This is a genomic window from Campylobacter sp. RKI_CA19_01116, from assembly GCF_025771405.1.
Taxonomy (GTDB): Bacteria; Campylobacterota; Campylobacteria; order Campylobacterales; family Campylobacteraceae; genus Campylobacter_D.
The window spans coordinates 147,236-162,079 of record NZ_JAKMQF010000002.1 but is presented as its reverse complement, the minus strand read 5'-3'; the positions used below and the strand labels follow the sequence as shown (position 1 = coordinate 162,079).

General features: G+C 30.3%; 16 protein-coding genes and 1 other RNA gene. 10 read left to right on the top strand and 7 right to left on the bottom strand.

Going from position 1 to position 14,844, the window contains the following annotated elements; all coding sequences use genetic code 11:
- The first annotated feature begins 63 nt into the window (after positions 1 to 63).
- From L8U41_RS02270 to L8U41_RS02260, 3 genes are all read left to right on the top strand, one after another.
- Positions 64 to 468: an acyl-CoA thioesterase gene (locus L8U41_RS02270; RefSeq protein ID WP_039619080.1), complete on the top strand. Its 405-nt coding sequence runs from the start codon at positions 64 to 66 to the stop codon at positions 466 to 468.
- 64 nt (positions 469 to 532) lie between these two features.
- Positions 533 to 1,462, top strand: coding sequence for a ribose-phosphate pyrophosphokinase (locus tag L8U41_RS02265; protein ID WP_139470980.1), 930 nt, complete (start codon positions 533 to 535; stop codon positions 1,460 to 1,462).
- 120 nt (positions 1,463 to 1,582) lie between these two features.
- Positions 1,583 to 1,804 (top strand): hypothetical protein, encoded by a 222-nt coding sequence (locus L8U41_RS02260; RefSeq protein WP_214135152.1) that lies wholly within the window; start codon positions 1,583 to 1,585, stop codon positions 1,802 to 1,804.
- A 4-nt stretch (positions 1,805 to 1,808) separates the two neighbouring features.
- Here the strand turns inward: L8U41_RS02260 and ssrA are convergent.
- Together ssrA and L8U41_RS02250 are read right to left on the bottom strand one after the other, a co-directional pair.
- Positions 1,809 to 2,167: a transfer-messenger RNA gene (gene ssrA, locus L8U41_RS02255) on the bottom strand.
- Position 2,168: 1 nt separating this feature from the next.
- The gene (locus tag L8U41_RS02250) at positions 2,169 to 2,579 is read right to left on the bottom strand and encodes a histidine phosphotransferase (protein WP_257399298.1); all 411 of its coding nucleotides are present in this window, start codon (positions 2,577 to 2,579) and stop codon (positions 2,169 to 2,171) included.
- Positions 2,580 to 2,666: 87 nt separating this feature from the next.
- Between L8U41_RS02250 and ruvB the strand changes: the two genes are divergently transcribed.
- Both ruvB and L8U41_RS02240 read left to right on the top strand, forming a co-directional pair.
- Positions 2,667 to 3,677: a Holliday junction branch migration DNA helicase RuvB gene (gene ruvB / locus L8U41_RS02245; protein ID WP_039619088.1), complete on the top strand. Its 1,011-nt coding sequence runs from the start codon at positions 2,667 to 2,669 to the stop codon at positions 3,675 to 3,677.
- Positions 3,667 to 4,710 (top strand): AI-2E family transporter, encoded by a 1,044-nt coding sequence (locus L8U41_RS02240; RefSeq protein WP_263702250.1) that lies wholly within the window; start codon positions 3,667 to 3,669, stop codon positions 4,708 to 4,710. The genes ruvB and L8U41_RS02240 overlap by 11 nt, the downstream gene beginning before the upstream one ends.
- 6 nt (positions 4,711 to 4,716) lie before the next feature.
- Here L8U41_RS02240 and L8U41_RS02235 read toward each other — a convergent pair whose 3' ends face one another.
- Positions 4,717 to 6,018, bottom strand: coding sequence for an MFS transporter (locus tag L8U41_RS02235; RefSeq protein WP_263702251.1), 1,302 nt, complete (start codon positions 6,016 to 6,018; stop codon positions 4,717 to 4,719).
- A 76-nt stretch (positions 6,019 to 6,094) separates the two neighbouring features.
- Between L8U41_RS02235 and rdgB the strand changes: the two genes are divergently transcribed.
- The gene (gene rdgB / locus L8U41_RS02230; protein WP_263727693.1) at positions 6,095 to 6,712 is read left to right on the top strand and encodes an RdgB/HAM1 family non-canonical purine NTP pyrophosphatase; all 618 of its coding nucleotides are present in this window, start codon (positions 6,095 to 6,097) and stop codon (positions 6,710 to 6,712) included.
- 24 nt (positions 6,713 to 6,736) lie between these two features.
- On the opposite strand, the gene L8U41_RS02225 is transcribed toward rdgB, so the two are convergent.
- Genes L8U41_RS02225 through L8U41_RS02215 form a run of 3 tightly spaced genes read right to left on the bottom strand, consistent with a single transcriptional unit; the run spans position 6,737 to position 10,467 of the window.
- Positions 6,737 to 9,202: an efflux RND transporter permease subunit gene (locus L8U41_RS02225; protein ID WP_263727692.1), complete on the bottom strand. Its 2,466-nt coding sequence runs from the start codon at positions 9,200 to 9,202 to the stop codon at positions 6,737 to 6,739.
- Positions 9,202 to 9,771: an ABC transporter substrate-binding protein gene (locus L8U41_RS02220; RefSeq protein WP_263663417.1), complete on the bottom strand. Its 570-nt coding sequence runs from the start codon at positions 9,769 to 9,771 to the stop codon at positions 9,202 to 9,204. The genes L8U41_RS02225 and L8U41_RS02220 overlap by 1 nt, the downstream gene beginning before the upstream one ends.
- Before the next feature lie 9 nt (positions 9,772 to 9,780).
- Positions 9,781 to 10,467, bottom strand: coding sequence for a VacJ family lipoprotein (locus L8U41_RS02215; RefSeq protein WP_263663416.1), 687 nt, complete (start codon positions 10,465 to 10,467; stop codon positions 9,781 to 9,783).
- 219 nt (positions 10,468 to 10,686) lie between these two features.
- Here L8U41_RS02215 and modA point away from each other — a divergent pair, with 219 nt between their 5' ends.
- The 4 genes from modA (at position 10,687) to L8U41_RS02195 (ending at position 13,173) form a co-directional block, all read left to right on the top strand.
- Positions 10,687 to 11,433, top strand: a complete 747-nt coding sequence (modA, locus tag L8U41_RS02210) for a molybdate ABC transporter substrate-binding protein (protein WP_263727691.1) — start codon at positions 10,687 to 10,689, stop codon at positions 11,431 to 11,433.
- Positions 11,430 to 11,819: a hypothetical protein gene (locus L8U41_RS02205; RefSeq protein WP_263727690.1), complete on the top strand. Its 390-nt coding sequence runs from the start codon at positions 11,430 to 11,432 to the stop codon at positions 11,817 to 11,819. The genes modA and L8U41_RS02205 overlap by 4 nt, the downstream gene beginning before the upstream one ends.
- On the top strand, positions 11,813 to 12,667 hold the full coding sequence (locus L8U41_RS02200) for an ABC transporter ATP-binding protein (protein WP_263727689.1): 855 nt from the start codon (positions 11,813 to 11,815) through the stop codon (positions 12,665 to 12,667). The genes L8U41_RS02205 and L8U41_RS02200 overlap by 7 nt, the downstream gene beginning before the upstream one ends.
- Positions 12,668 to 12,858: 191 nt before the next feature.
- Positions 12,859 to 13,173, top strand: a complete 315-nt coding sequence (locus L8U41_RS02195; RefSeq protein WP_147574684.1) for a DMT family transporter — start codon at positions 12,859 to 12,861, stop codon at positions 13,171 to 13,173.
- A gap of 10 nt (positions 13,174 to 13,183) precedes the next feature.
- Here L8U41_RS02195 and L8U41_RS02190 read toward each other — a convergent pair whose 3' ends face one another.
- Positions 13,184 to 14,836, bottom strand: coding sequence for a 4Fe-4S dicluster domain-containing protein (locus L8U41_RS02190; protein ID WP_263727688.1), 1,653 nt, complete (start codon positions 14,834 to 14,836; stop codon positions 13,184 to 13,186).
- Positions 14,837 to 14,844: the final 8 nt, after the last annotated feature.

The following is a 14,844-nucleotide window of genomic DNA, read 5'->3' as shown; positions in this document are numbered from 1 at the left end:
TTTTACCTTTCTTTATTTTTAAAACTTAATTATAATGTTTTTTTTAAAACACAAGGAGAATGTATGAAAGATATGGGAGAACCTAAGCTAAGAGTTATAGCTATGCCAAGCAATACAAACCCCGCTGGTAATATCTTTGGTGGTTGGATCATGTCACAAATTGATCTAGCCGGAGCCATTGCTGCAAGAGAACTTTCCCCACAAAGAGTTGTCACAGTTGCGGTAGATAAAATCATTTTTAAAGAGCCAATTTTCGTAGGTGATTTAGTATCTTGCTATGCAAAAATCATCAAAGCAGGTAATACATCCATCACCGTAGAAGTAGAAGTAGTTACTCAAAGAGCTAATGAATATGGCCGTGTGTATTGTATGCATGTAACTTCAGCTGTAGTAACTTATGTGAGCGTAGATAAAGATGGAAATAAATTTCCTATTGATGCGGATTTAAAAAGATTACACGGCTTTTAATATGTTTTATTGTATTTTTAAAAAACTTTTTATATCATCACAAAAAATTTTCTAAGGCTTATATATGCGTGGATATAAAATATTTTCTGGTTCAGCAAATGAAGAATTTGCTAAAAAAATCTCAAAATACCTTTCATTGCCTCTAAGCAATGCAGGTGTGAAGCGTTTTAGCGATGGTGAAATTAGCATTCAAATAGATGAAAGCGTGCGTGGTAAAGATGTATTTATCATTCAAAGCACTTGCGCTCCAACAAATGATAATCTAATGGAACTTTTAATCATGACAGATGCATTGCGTCGCTCAAGTGCAAGCTCTATCACAGCTATCATCCCTTATTTTGGTTACGCTAGACAAGATAGAAAAGCAAGCCCTAGAGTGCCTATTACTGCAAAATTAGTAGCAAATCTTATAGAATCAGCAGGAGTAGATAGAGTAGCTACCATAGATTTACATGCTGGACAAATTCAAGGCTTTTTTGATATACCTGTGGATAATCTTTATGGAAGTATTATTTTTAATGATTATATTAAAAATAAAAACTATAAAAACCCTATCATTGCAAGTCCTGATATAGGCGGTATAGCAAGAGCTAGAAGCGTAGCAAAAGCTTTAGGACTTGATATAGTTATAGTAGATAAAAGACGCGAAAAAGCTAATGAAAGCGAAGTGATGAATGTCATCGGCGATGTAAAAGATAAAGAAGTGATTTTAGTAGATGATATTATCGATACAGCAGGAACCATAGTAAAAGCTGCTGAAGTATTTAAAAACAAAGGTGCAAAGTCAGTTATAGCTTGCTGTACCCACCCTGTACTTAGCGGCGTAGCTTATGAAAGAATAGCCAAAGATGCGCTTGATGAGCTAGTAGTAACTGACACTATACCTTTAAAACAACAAATGGATAAAATCAAAGTCCTAAGCGTAGCACCTATTTTTGGCGAGGTAATACGCAGAGTTTATCACAATGAAAGTGTGAATTCTTTATTTGTATAAATTCTTTGCAAGGACCATCCTTGCAAAGAAAATCTAAACTTCAAATAATTCTACAATTTTATATTAATTAAAACTATATTTTGCTATAATTAATAAATTATTATTAATTAAGGAGTTATTATGATTAAAAATTTAATCTTAAATTTTGGTAGAACTATACTTGATATAGCGGCTGCATTAAGCTTTATTATAGCGATTATTTATTCTATTGCGCTGATGTTTACTCTAGGATTTATAGTAGGTCTAGTAACACTTATTGGATCTTTGGTTGCGATATTTTTAAGCTTTTTTGTAATTTATCTTGTCATAGATATAAGAGATGCACTAGTTAATAAAAACTAATTACTGGTGGAGACGAGGGGAATTGAACCCCTGTCCAAAAATAAAACAACCACGGCATCTACATGCTTAGCAAAGGTGAAAATTTCATCTAGCCAAACTCACCTTCCAAAATTTCAAGCTAGACTAAGACTTTAACTTCAATCAAAACTTGTCAAATTTCAATCTACACTATCAAAAATGACCAAATTCTAAGCTAGATAGTATCACTTAAAATTCAGGCTCAACTGAACTTACGCAGCTTTAGCGTAAGCAGGAGCAAATTTAACGTTGTTTGCGTTTAATTTTAATTTGAGCTTTATACGCTTTGCTCAAAGCGACATGCCACCAAGGCCACTCTACTCCTGTCGAAGCCAAGTCGTCCCCATTATTTAGAAATTTTATCTGGAACATTTGCAATTTGAGGGTTAAATACGCTTAAAAAAGAAGCATTTTTTTCATAATCACTGCAATATCTATCAAGCTGCTCACCCACTAAAAACATCCAATCCACAAATTCATCGCTAGCAGGCCCATCAAATTTAGCTGCTTCTTGCATAATTTCCTCACAAAATGTGCAAAAATTTGCAATCTCATCTAAATTTAATCTTTTAGCAGCCCAAACCACGTTGTGGATATTTTGCTCTAAGTCTTTTAAAGCTTCTTTGTATTTTAAGCTATCACTGCTTAGCTTTACTATCAAAGGCTCTAAAACATCGCAAAGACTTCTAAAAAAATACAAAAAACGCTCGATTTCTTCAAGCTCGTAATCTAACTCTAATTGCTCTAAAATTCCCATAAAAACTTCTATAATCTAAGTTTAAATGTTTATTTTAGCAAATTTTAGATAAAATTAAAATTTCTTACAAAATAAAATGGAAAAAATATGGATAGAATCGTAGAGATTGAAAAATTCTCCCCTGATGAAACTTATGAAACGAGCCTTAGACCTTCAAATTTTGATGGCTACATAGGACAAGAAAACATTAAAAAAAATTTAGAAATTTTCATCAAAGCTGCTAAAAAAAGAAATGAATGTCTAGATCATATCCTTTTTAGTGGGCCTGCAGGACTTGGTAAGACAACTTTAGCAAACATTATCTCATATGAAATGAATGCAAATATTAAAACTACCGCTGCACCCATGATAGAAAAAAGCGGGGATTTAGCTGCGATTTTAACTAACCTTAGTGAAGGAGATATTTTATTTATCGATGAAATTCATCGCTTAAGCCCTGCCATAGAAGAAGTGCTTTACCCTGCTATGGAAGATTTTCGTCTTGATATTATCATCGGTAGTGGCCCTGCTGCGCAAACAATCAAAATCGATTTACCTAAATTTACTTTAATAGGTGCTACTACAAGAGCAGGTATGCTAAGCAATCCTTTGCGCGATCGCTTTGGCATGCAATTTCGCTTGGAATTTTATAAAAATGAAGAACTTGCTATCATTTTAGAAAAAGCAGCTCTAAAGCTTAATAAAACTTGTGAAAAAAAAGCTTCTTTAGAAATAGCCAAACGCAGTCGCTCAACCCCAAGGATTGCTTTAAGATTGCTTAAGCGTGTAAGAGACTTTGCTGATGTAAATGATGAGGAAATCATTAGCGAAAAAAGAGCTAAAGAAGCGCTTGATTCTTTAGGGGTAAATGAGCTTGGTTTTGACGCGATGGATTTGCGGTATTTAGAGCTTTTAACTGAAGCTAAAAGAAAACCTATAGGACTTTCTAGTATAGCTGCAGCATTAAGTGAAGACGAAAATACCATAGAAGATGTGATAGAGCCATATTTACTAGCAAATGGTTATATAGAAAGAACAGCCAAAGGTCGTATTGCAAGCTTAAAAAGTTTTGATGTTTTAAAATTAAAATACAACAAGGGTTTATTTGATGAAAAGTAGTAATTTTTTCTTAATTAGTTTTATTTTATTTATTTTATTTTGGGTGCTTTTTTTATTTAAACCTTTTTTGATGAATATAGCCATAGCAAGTTTAATGGCTGTTTCTACTTCTAATGTTAATGTTAAATTCTTAAATATATTCAAAGGTAAAAAAGTCATAGCAGCAGCAGCTACCACTGCTTTTATGTTAGCTTTATTTTTTATACCTTTTGTATATGCTATTATAGAACTTGCAAAAGCAGCTAGCGGTTTTAATATAAGTTATATTCATAATACCATAGAATATTTTAAAAATTATTCTTTGCATCTACCTGAATCTTTAAACTTTATAGAGCCAAAAATCAAAGAGGCATTAGCAAGTATTGATTTAAATTCCATCTCTAAAGATGTTTTAACCTATCTTTCAAGCGCAACTAAATTTGGGACTAAATTTCTAACTGATATGGTGTTAATTTGTGTGTTTTATTTCTTTGCTAATCTTTATGGAGCCCAACTCATTGGCTATATAAAAAGCATAGTACCTATGAAAAAAGAAGAAACTCAAGGCATTTTAAGTGAAGTGAGCAATGTAATGTCTGTTGTGTTTTATTCTATGGTGCTAAATGCCATTTTGCAAGGAGTGCTTTTTGCTATCATTACTAAATTTTATGGTTATGATGCGATTTTAATGGGAATATTATTTTGCTTTAGCTCTTTAATCCCTGTTGTAGGCGGGGCATTAGTTTATGTGCCTGTTTCTTTATATGAATTTGCAAACAACAATCTAAGCGGTGCTTTAGTGATTTTCATTTATAGTGTGGTAATGATATCTTTTATCGCAGATACTTTAGTAAAACCTTATATCATTAAATGGATCAATGAAAAACTTGTTCAAATTCCAACGCAAATTAACGAACTTTTAATTTTCTTTGCGATGATAGCAGGAATTTCAAGTTTTGGCTTTTGGGGTATTATCCTTGGACCTGCTATTTTGACTTTCTTTATTTCTACTTTAAAATTATATGTGATTTTAAAAGAAAAACATTTTGTATAAAGGCGATTATTTTTCAATAATCGCTAAAATTTCTTCTTCGCTTGTGAATTTTTTATTATATTTTATCACTAAAAATTTAGAGTTTTTATATACATCTAAAACTCCATTTATGCCTTTAATTATATTTAAATCATGTTTTGTTTCTAAAGACAAATAGACATTTTTAAAATCTGCTGGACTTTGTAAAAACAAAAGCAACACAAACCAAATTACAGACAAAGCTATCAAAATAAAAGCAAGAGAAACTAAACTAAAATGGTGTAAAAAATACCCTCCAACAACACCACCTAAAAAGCTTCCAAGATAGCCAAAAGCATTAAACACACCCAAAGCTGCACCTTTTTCATTTACCTTGGCAAATTTACTCGCACAACTTTGCATAATAGGCTCATGTAAATTAAATCCTATAAAAAACACTACAACACCCACCATAAACACTAAAGCATTATGCGAAAAAGCAAATATAACATAAGCGATGATGAAAAATGCCACACCTAAAAGCAATATCTCTTTACTTAAGCCTCTTTTTTCTCCCAAAGATCCTGATAAACCCATAGCCAAAAACCCAAGCACCATAGAGCTAACATAAACATGCCATAAATTCTCACTTGGGTAATTAAACTCATGTACTAAAACCAAAGGAATACTTAAAAACGCAATACTCATAAGCATTTTTTGCATACAATTAGTAAGATTCATCAAAGCTAAGTTTTTTTCTTTTAAAAGTTTTTTTAATGGAGTTTTAGTATTTTCATGCACTATTGTATGCTCTTTTGGCACAACGCTAAATAAAAGCACGATACAAATTAAACTCAAAATAGCACTTAAATCAAACAAACTTGAAAGTCCAAATTTAGCACTCATTAAAGGAGAAAGCACCAAAGAAGCTGCAAAAGAAAGTCCTATAAATGAACCCATAATAGCCATAGCCTTACCACGATTTTCTTCATTGATAAAATCACTTATCATAGCAGTAGCTACTGCTCCTATGGCTCCTGCTCCTTGTAAAAGCCTTCCAAACATCATCGTATAAATATCATCAGCATATGAACATACCAAAGAACCTATGATAAACACCACAAGTCCTATTAGCATAGTTTTTTTACGCCCTATTTTATCTGAAATGATTCCAAAAGGAACTTGCAATGCCATTTGAGTTAGAGCATACACACCTACTAAAAGCCCTACTAAAAACTCATTGGCTCCTTTTAAATTTAAAGCATATAAACTTAAAACCGGCAAAACTATAAACAATCCAAAAAATCTAGTTCCTACAATAAAAGACAAAGGTAAAACAGTTTTTAACATCTTTTCTCCTTATAAAGGATAATTTTACTATGATTTTGATAAACTTTTTTTAAAGTCAAAACAAAAAGAGTAATTTATGAAGAAAAAATTAAAAATCATTTTAGCAACTTCTAACGCACACAAAGTAGAAGAAATCAAAAAATTTTTAACTACTTATGAAATTTATGCCTTAAATGAAATCATCACCCCTTTTGAAATCATCGAAGATGGCACGAGCTTTAAAGAAAATGCTTTGATAAAATCTAAAGCCATTTTTAATGCTTTAGGCAAAAAACAAGACGAATTTATCACCTTAAGTGATGATAGCGGTATAAGCGTAGAGGCTTTAGACAATGCACCAGGGATTTTTTCTGCAAGATACTCTCAAGAAGGCACTGATGAGGCCAATAGAAACAAACTCATCCAAGCCTTACATGAAAAAAACTTACATCAAAGCAAAGCTTTTTACACTGCAGCCATAGCTATAAGTTCAAAATATGGACATTTTAGTACGCATGGATATATGCATGGCCTTGCTATTGATACTCCAAGGGGTAATAATGGCTTTGGATATGATCCTTTATTTATCCCAAAAGGTTTTGATAAAACCTTAGGTGAATTAGATGAGCAAGTAAAATTAAAAATTTCACACCGCTCGCAAGCACTAATGTTTGCTACTTATATCTTAAGAGCATTAGAAAAAATGGAGCATTAATGAAACAATTTATAAAATATATGCTTATTGCTTTTGGGCTTTATGTGATTTGGATGTTGCTTTATTATAATTTTGCTTAAGATAATGATAGCTTAAAATAAAACTTGGTAATAAAAAAAGTGAACCAAACAAAAGCAAACTCATAGCTAAAACTGTAAGCAAGCCAAAATAAATCGTCGGGATAAAATTACTACTAATCATTACTAAAAAGCCTAAGATAATCGTAACACTAGTATAATAAATCGCACTTCCTATACCCATATGCGAAGCTTTTATAGCCTCTTCTAAGCTTTTATGTTTTAATTCTTCTTTAAAACGATGAATATAATGAATCATATCATCAACCCCTATTCCTATACAAATAGCAGCTATGGTAATGCTCATAATATCAAGTGGTATATTGAAAACACCCATTAAGCCAAATACTAAAGCCAAAGGTATGAGATTGGCCAAAATTGCCACAAAAGCATAAACAAAACTTCTAAAAATCACCACAAACAAAGCAAAAATCACAAGCACCACAAAGGCTAAAGTGTCAAATTGTGATGAAAAAAGACTTTGAAGCATATTATTATACAAAGGCATAATACCACTGATTTTAACCTCTACATTATCTTTTTGTAAAAGTTCTTTTAAATCTTTTTCAAGCTGTTTTAAAAAAGCATCGCGTCTTAAATTTGGATCACTATCTAGCATACGCACGCTAAATCGCAACTCATTATTTTCTACACTTACAAAAGGGGTTAAAACTTGCTTTTTAAAATTCTCATCTAAATTTTCATATAAAAACGCTAAGGCAAAATCATCTAAAGCCTTACCATCATTAATGCTTTTTCCAAGCTCTAGCAAACTTTGCAAGCTAAGCACAGAACCTACATATTTTTGCTTACTTAAAAACTCATGAATCTTAGCAGCTATTCTTGTTTTTTCACTACTAAAAAAATATCTATCATCTTTAGCTAAATCATCAAATTCTTGCTCAAACTCATCTAAGCTTTCATTTTGTTTTGGATCTTGCTTGAACTTGACAATCACATCTAAAGGCATAGTTCCGCCTAGCTCTTTATCTATAATCAACAAACCTTGTTTAATCCTAGAACTATCTTTAAAATAACTCACAAAGCTATTTTCTACTTTAATTTGTAAAATTCCATACAAAGCAAAAGCCACACAAAATAAACTTATGCCATAGATCACTTTTCTATGTTTTAAACTTACATTTGCACAAAAACTTAAAAATTTCAATGAATTTTGATTAAGCTCTTTAAAATTTAAACGTGGCATTAGTACCAAAATACTTGCAAAATAAATATAAGCTAAAACCAAACTCACACTAATACCAAGACTCATCATAATACCAAGTTTGATAATAGGCTCAATATCTGAAAAGACAAAACTTAAAAACCCAACAACTGTGGTTAAAATAGCAAAAAAACTAGGACTTGCTTTATCAAGTAAGGTTGAGAGCAAAAGCTTATAAACACTAGCTTTTGGGTGTTTGTGCAAATTTTCTATAAAATGTACGATTAAGTGTATCACAACAGAAACGGTGATAATAAGCACTAAAGCTACATAGTTTGAAGACACCACAGTAATATCAAAGCCCAAAAGTGCGAAAATCCCACTTGAAGTAAAAAGCGAAATCACACAAATTCCCAAAGCCAAAAACACCAAACGCAAAGAGCCAAAAAACCACCAAAGCGCTATAAATAAAAGTCCTACTAAGCTAAAACCATAAATTTTTAAATCACTTTTTACATAATTAATCATATCATTAGCGATCATTTCTACACCGCCAAGGTGCAAAAAGTCTCCATTTTGACTATACTTAGATACTATTTTAGTAATTTCCTCTAATCTTTTTGCGCTAAATTCTCTTGAGTTTTCTTGGTGTTCTTTAATCAAAGTTCTAAAATGCTCTTTTTCATTTTCACTTTTTGCATTATCCCTTGAATTAATCAAGTTATTATAAACAAGATCAGGCGCTAGATAAATCAAAATTCCTGTTGTTTTTCCATCTTTTGAGATGATATTATTTTTATAAAAGGGTTGGTTTAAAATTTCATTTTTAGCTAGATTAATATCCACATCTTGACTAAAAATATTAGGTATATTTTGGATAAGTTCTTTTAACTCTTTACCTTTAGAACTTGTAAGTAAAGGTGCATTAGCGATAGAAAATACCTTTTGCACGCCATTGATTTTTTCTAAATCAAGAGTTAAATTTTTTATAGTTTCTAAATTTTCTTTAGTAAAAATATCTTTATCTTTAGGAGCAAAAGCAAGCATTAAAAAATTATCATTACCATAACGTGCTGAAACTTCTCTATATAGTTTCAAACCCTCATCATGCTCTAAAAGCAAGCTTTCAGCACTTGCATCAACACTTAAATTTTTAGCAAAAAAACTAAAAAATATACAAAAGATTAAAGCAATCCCCAAAGTTAGCTTTGGGAAATTAAGAAAGATTTTTAAAATTTTACTTAGCATTATTTAGAAAAATCAACACTAGAAAGCTTTTCAAGCAAGGTTTTAAAATCGCCATTTTGCAAGACATCTTTAAATTGTGAGCGATAAGTTTGTATGATACTTATACCAAAAATATCCACATCATAAATTTGCCAATCATTATTTTTATCATAAAATTTAAAGATTACAAAATTTTCTTTGCCATCTACTATCATAGAAGTTTTCAAAAAAGCTCTTTTATTTTTTTCTTCTAAATTAATCACTTTTAATTTTTGAGAATCATACAAAGCAAGCTTATCTGTGAAACTTTTTTTAAGATTTTTTTCAAAGGCTTTATTAAATTCATTTTTTTCATTTTCACTTAATTTTTCATATCTTGTAGAAAGACTAAGTTTAGCCATAAGCTCATAATCAAAAACACCATCAAATAAAACAAAGATTTTTTCCGCCGCTTTAGCTTTATCATTTTTATTTTGATCTAGAATTTTTAAGCTCTCATCAATTTTTTCTTGCATAGTTTTAGAAATATCTTGCAAATTTAAAGCAAAAGCAAATGCTACACTAAAAAACAAAACTATGATTTTTTTCATTTATTCTCCTTATTTGATGAGTTCTTGGCGTCTTTGTTCATACGCATCGCGTATAAAAGTATAATAATCTACACTATTTTGGTAAATATCATCTATTTTTTCATACTCAAAACTTAATTCATTTAATTTTAATGCAGCATTTACGCCTGCTCCAACCCAAAGATTCTCAATATATCCCTCAGGCACCATAAACCAATTTACAGGTAAAGCTAAAGCATCTCTTACATTATAAGGACCTAAAAGTGGAAGCACTAAGTGTGGTCCACTACTTACTCCCCATTTGCCCAAAGTCGTTCCAAAATCAGCCTCATAACTTTTTAAAGGAGTTTTGCTCGCACTATCTAACAAACCAAATCCAAAAATCACATTCACACAAAATCTTCCAAATTCCTCGCCAGCTTTTCTAAATTCTAAACTTAAAAGGTGATTGATAAATCTAAAAGGCGATCTTGTGGTATCAAAAGCATTTTTTACCCCTGTTCTTATAAAACTTGGAGTAATACTTTTATAAGAAAGTGCAGCCGGTCTTAAAAAATAAGTATAAAGATCATAATTAAATTTACTCATAGCTTTATTATAGCTATAAAAGCTATCTTTGACTTCTTTTTTTTGATATTCTTGTTCAAAATCTTCAAAGTCATTTGCCAAAATCAAAGTATTAAAAAATAAACACAAACTTAGTATGTATTTTAACAAGTTTTTCCTTTTAAAATTTCACAAATTGAAACCTTAAATTATACAAAAATTAAAATAAATTTTTACATTAAAATACTTTTAAAATATTCTTTAAAAAGATTAAAAATTTTTATTTACCTATAAAATAAGTCTTAGAAAATATGCAAAAAATACAAATTTATTTTTGCTTTTAAAAATAAGCTATAATTTTTTCAAAATTTACTACTAAAAGGACAAAAAATGAAAAAAATTTTCACCCTGCTTTTTTTGTGTATTTTCGGCTATGGTGCTGATGTAAATATCGCTGCAGCTGCAAATGTAGCTTATGCTTTTAAAGCCTTGCAAAAAGAATTTCAAAAAGAAAACCCTGATATTAGTATCAATGTAAGCTTAGGCGCTAGTGGAAATTTAGTTTCACAAATCAAAAATGGAGCGCCATTTGATATATTTATGGCTGCAAATATGAAATTTGCACAAAGCTTGTATGATGATAATTTTGCTAGTACAAAACCTGTTATTTATGCTCAAGGAGCTTTAGCTTTACTCAGTGTTAGAATGGATTTAAACAAAGGATTACAAACGCTTAAAGAAGAAAAAGTAAAAATCATTACCATAGCTAATCCCAAAGCTGCTCCTTATGGTCAAGCTAGTATAGAAACTTTACAAAATGCTAAAATTTATGAGCAAACAAAAGCTAAAATCATCGAAGCAAAATCCATAGGAGAAGCACTTACTCAAACATTAAAAGCAGCCGATGTGGGTTTTATAGCAGCAAGTGCTTTATATGAAGATACGCTAAAATCTTATAAACTCCAAGAAGGAAAAAATTATATTTTAATCGATCCAAAGCTTTATGAGCCAATCAATCAAGGCATTGTTATCACTTCTTATGGTAAAGATAATGCCAAAGCTAAGAAATTTTATGATTTTATTTTAAGCAAAAAGGCTAAGGAAATTTTCAAAGCTTATGGCTATAATATCCCATGATTAAAGCTAAAATAAATACTATAAAAAATCATGAAAATATAAACTGGGTAGAATTTCTTATAAAAAAACATAAATTATATATGCTTGCTTTAGAACTTGATGAAAAAGCAAGCATTGATCAAGAAGTTTTACTTGCTTTTAAAAGTAGCGAATGCTTACTTAGTAAAAAAAATTTAGAAAACTCATTTTTAAATACCTTTTATGCAAAAATCATTGATATTTTTCAAGGACAAATCATCACTATCGTAAGATTAGAAAATGAAATTTGCACTTTCGAAGCTCAAATTAGCACTCATGAGTTTTTAGAGCAAGACTATCAAAAAAATGATTTTGTATTTGCTTATGTACATCCTAGCGCTTTATTTATCAAAGAGTATTTATGCTAAAACTTGATTTTGAAAAAATCTTTAAAAATAAAGAAAAAGAATTTAAACTTAAGGTTAAATTTGAAGTTAAAGAAGGAGAATTTTGTGCTATTTTTGGAAAAAGCGGTAGTGGTAAAACTACGCTTTTAAGAATTTTAGCAGGTTTTGAAAAAGCGCAAGGAATTTGCATTTTTAATAATACGATATTTTTTGATGATAAAAACTTTCTAAGCCCACAAAAAAGAAAACTTGGCTTTGTTTTTCAAGATTATGCTTTATTTGAAAATATGAATGTAGAGCAAAACTTACTTTTTGCCAAAAAAGATCTAAAATTTGCTAATGAACTTTTAGAACTTTTAGATTTAAGCAAACACAAAAAAAGTCATATTTTAGAACTAAGTGGAGGACAAAAACAACGCGTAGCTTTAGCAAGAGCCATTATGCAAAAACCCAAACTTTTACTTTTAGATGAACCATTTAGTGCCCTAGATAATGAGATAAAACTACACTTACATGATTATCTTTTAAATATACATAAAATTTATAAAATCACTACTATTTTAATCAGTCACGATGTAAGTGAAGTTTATAAACTAGCCAATAAAGTCATCATTTTAGAAAATGGAGCCATCATCAAAGAAGGTTCACCTAATGAAGTTTTTTTAAAAACACAAGGCTCACAAAAATTTGCTATAAAAGCACGCATTTTAAAACTACAAAAGCAAGATAGCATATTTATAGCCATACTTGCCATAGGTAATCAAATCAGCCAAGTAGCACTAAGCCCTTTAGAAGCTAAAGATTTTAAAGAAAATGATGAAGTGCTTTTGAGCCAAAAAGCTTTTGCGCTAAATTTAACTAAGATATAAAAAACAATGTTAAAATAAGATAAATTATTACAAGGTTATAAATGACTTATGGATTTTTTATCTTAAAATTTTATACAAGCTTATGGACAAAATGGAAGATAAGATTATCTTGTGGTTATTTTATAGCCCCTACTGCACCACCTTTTATCCTTTTGTAGTTTCATTTTTAAATTAATTTAAAAGGATATAAAATGCATTGGTTAGTATTAGCAATTAGTATAATTTTTGAAGTAATTGCAACAAGCTCGATGAAGTATGCAAGCATAAGTAAAAATAATCTTTATTTAATCGTTTTTGCGGTGTTTTTTTCATTTTCTTTAGCAGGTTTATTTTATGCTTTGAAAAAAATTGATTTAAGTATAGCTTATGCAACTTGGGCAGGTTGTGGTTTGGCACTTGTTAGCGTGGTGGGATTTTTAATCTTTAAAGAAGCAATAACCATTAATAAAATCATTTTTATTATTTTAATCATCACTGGAGTAGTGGGATTAAAACTTAGTGCTTAAGCCTTTTGGCTTAAAGCACATTCATACTTTGTATCATTACTTTTGCTTTACATTCAGCACAGCAATATAGTGTTTTTATCTTAGCTTCATCACCCATAAATCTTGGCTTCATAATGCTAGCGATTTTTTCAATGGCCTTTTTAGTAGCAAATTCTTTCCCACATTCTACACAGGCAAAAAGTTCATCTTGAGCTAAAACCATAAAAGAAAAATACTCTTTTTCTAAATCTATCCCGCTTCTTTGAAGCATTAAAGTATCTTTTTCAGCACAACTTGCCTCACAATATCCACAGGTAGTACATAAGCTTGCATTAAATTTCAAAGAATTATCCTTAGCATCAGCTACCAAAGCTCCTACATTACAAGCTCCCACACAAGAAAGACATAAGGTACAGGTATCTGTATTGATAGTGATTTTTCCATAGCGTATCCATTCTTTACTTGGGATATTGCCTAAATTTTCTTCCTTTATAAGCTCTCTTAATCTTATAGCAAAATCTTCTCTTTTTAAAAGCGCAGGATTATAAGAAATAAATTTGAGATTTTCTATAAAATGTGCTTGATTTATAGCCTCCAAAAGTTCTTTTTCATCTTTAGCTAGAAAAATTGCATTTTGTTTAAATTTTCTTTGAAAAATTTCATTCATCAAAGCTATCACTTCTAAAGCACCTTGCGATAAGCCATCGCTATAAAAAACCACACTCGCACCAGTTGTTTGAAGCATAGCTAAAAAATGTGCTTGATCAAGATAGTTTTCACCTTTAATCATAAAAGGCATTACATCTTCTTTTAAAGTGATATTTAAATTTTCTATAGACATTTTTTCAGGGATGATTAAAATGATTTTATCTTCATAAAATTTTAAAATTTCATAAAAGCTATTGCGTGGCATAGGTGCATAATCAAGTGCCCCACTAGGACAAATTCCTACACAATCACCACAGCTTAAACAATCCACATGAGAAAATTCTAATTTTCTTTGCTCATCATCTTTTAAAATAGCCACACTAGGACAAATTTCAGCACATTTTCCACAATGAATACTTCTTCTTTCATGGTATTGACAAATGCTATCATCATAACTAATATAATTTCTAAATTTATATTTTGGAAAATTAGAATTTAAAAGTTTTATAATTTCTTCTTGACTTAAAGTAGTTAAATCATAGCAACCACTTTGTTGATCAAAACTTTCTTTTTTTACATCATATAAGAAAAAATCACAATCAATTTCTACTTGCTCATTGTCTTTTAAGGCTATCACACAAAGCTCGCCCACGCAACCTAAAACACCCAAACATTGCTCATTGTTTAGTTTTAAAACCTTGTATTCTTGTTTTTTTAAACTTTCTATAAGCTCATTTTGATCCTCATTGCTTACAATAATTACATTTTTACCCACTTCTTTGGTGTATTCTAAATCAAGTCCCAAATCATAAACTTTAGATCTAATCTTATATAAGGACTCAATAGTTTTGGCTTTTTTAAGCACATCATCTTGTGAATTTTTAAGATAAAAATTAATCTCAGGCGCATAAACTTCAGGGTTTAAAAGCTTTGAATTTCCTATAAAAACTTCCTCATTACAGGCTTTTTGAACTATGCTAATATTATCACTTAGGGGAATTAAATCTTCATTTTCTAAAAATACAAAATCTTTCATAACGCTCT

What these genes read in the sequence shown, in the direction of transcription:
- L8U41_RS02270 (WP_039619080.1), top strand. Translation starts at nt 64, where the DNA reads ATGAAAGATATGGGAGAACCTAAGCTAAGAGTTATAGCTATGCCAAGC.
- L8U41_RS02265 (WP_139470980.1), top strand. Translation starts at nt 533, where the DNA reads ATGCGTGGATATAAAATATTTTCTGGTTCAGCAAATGAAGAATTTGCT.
- L8U41_RS02260 (WP_214135152.1), top strand. Translation starts at nt 1,583, where the DNA reads ATGATTAAAAATTTAATCTTAAATTTTGGTAGAACTATACTTGATATA.
- L8U41_RS02250 (WP_257399298.1), bottom strand. Translation starts at nt 2,579, where the DNA reads ATGGGAATTTTAGAGCAATTAGAGTTAGATTACGAGCTTGAAGAAATC.
- ruvB (WP_039619088.1), top strand. Translation starts at nt 2,667, where the DNA reads ATGGATAGAATCGTAGAGATTGAAAAATTCTCCCCTGATGAAACTTAT.
- L8U41_RS02240 (WP_263702250.1), top strand. Translation starts at nt 3,667, where the DNA reads ATGAAAAGTAGTAATTTTTTCTTAATTAGTTTTATTTTATTTATTTTA.
- L8U41_RS02235 (WP_263702251.1), bottom strand. Translation starts at nt 6,018, where the DNA reads ATGTTAAAAACTGTTTTACCTTTGTCTTTTATTGTAGGAACTAGATTT.
- rdgB (WP_263727693.1), top strand. Translation starts at nt 6,095, where the DNA reads ATGAAGAAAAAATTAAAAATCATTTTAGCAACTTCTAACGCACACAAA.
- L8U41_RS02225 (WP_263727692.1), bottom strand. Translation starts at nt 9,202, where the DNA reads ATGCTAAGTAAAATTTTAAAAATCTTTCTTAATTTCCCAAAGCTAACT.
- L8U41_RS02220 (WP_263663417.1), bottom strand. Translation starts at nt 9,771, where the DNA reads ATGAAAAAAATCATAGTTTTGTTTTTTAGTGTAGCATTTGCTTTTGCT.
- modA (WP_263727691.1), top strand. Translation starts at nt 10,687, where the DNA reads ATGAAAAAAATTTTCACCCTGCTTTTTTTGTGTATTTTCGGCTATGGT.
- L8U41_RS02205 (WP_263727690.1), top strand. Translation starts at nt 11,430, where the DNA reads ATGATTAAAGCTAAAATAAATACTATAAAAAATCATGAAAATATAAAC.
- L8U41_RS02200 (WP_263727689.1), top strand. Translation starts at nt 11,813, where the DNA reads ATGCTAAAACTTGATTTTGAAAAAATCTTTAAAAATAAAGAAAAAGAA.
- L8U41_RS02195 (WP_147574684.1), top strand. Translation starts at nt 12,859, where the DNA reads ATGCATTGGTTAGTATTAGCAATTAGTATAATTTTTGAAGTAATTGCA.
- L8U41_RS02190 (WP_263727688.1), bottom strand. Translation starts at nt 14,836, where the DNA reads ATGAAAGATTTTGTATTTTTAGAAAATGAAGATTTAATTCCCCTAAGT.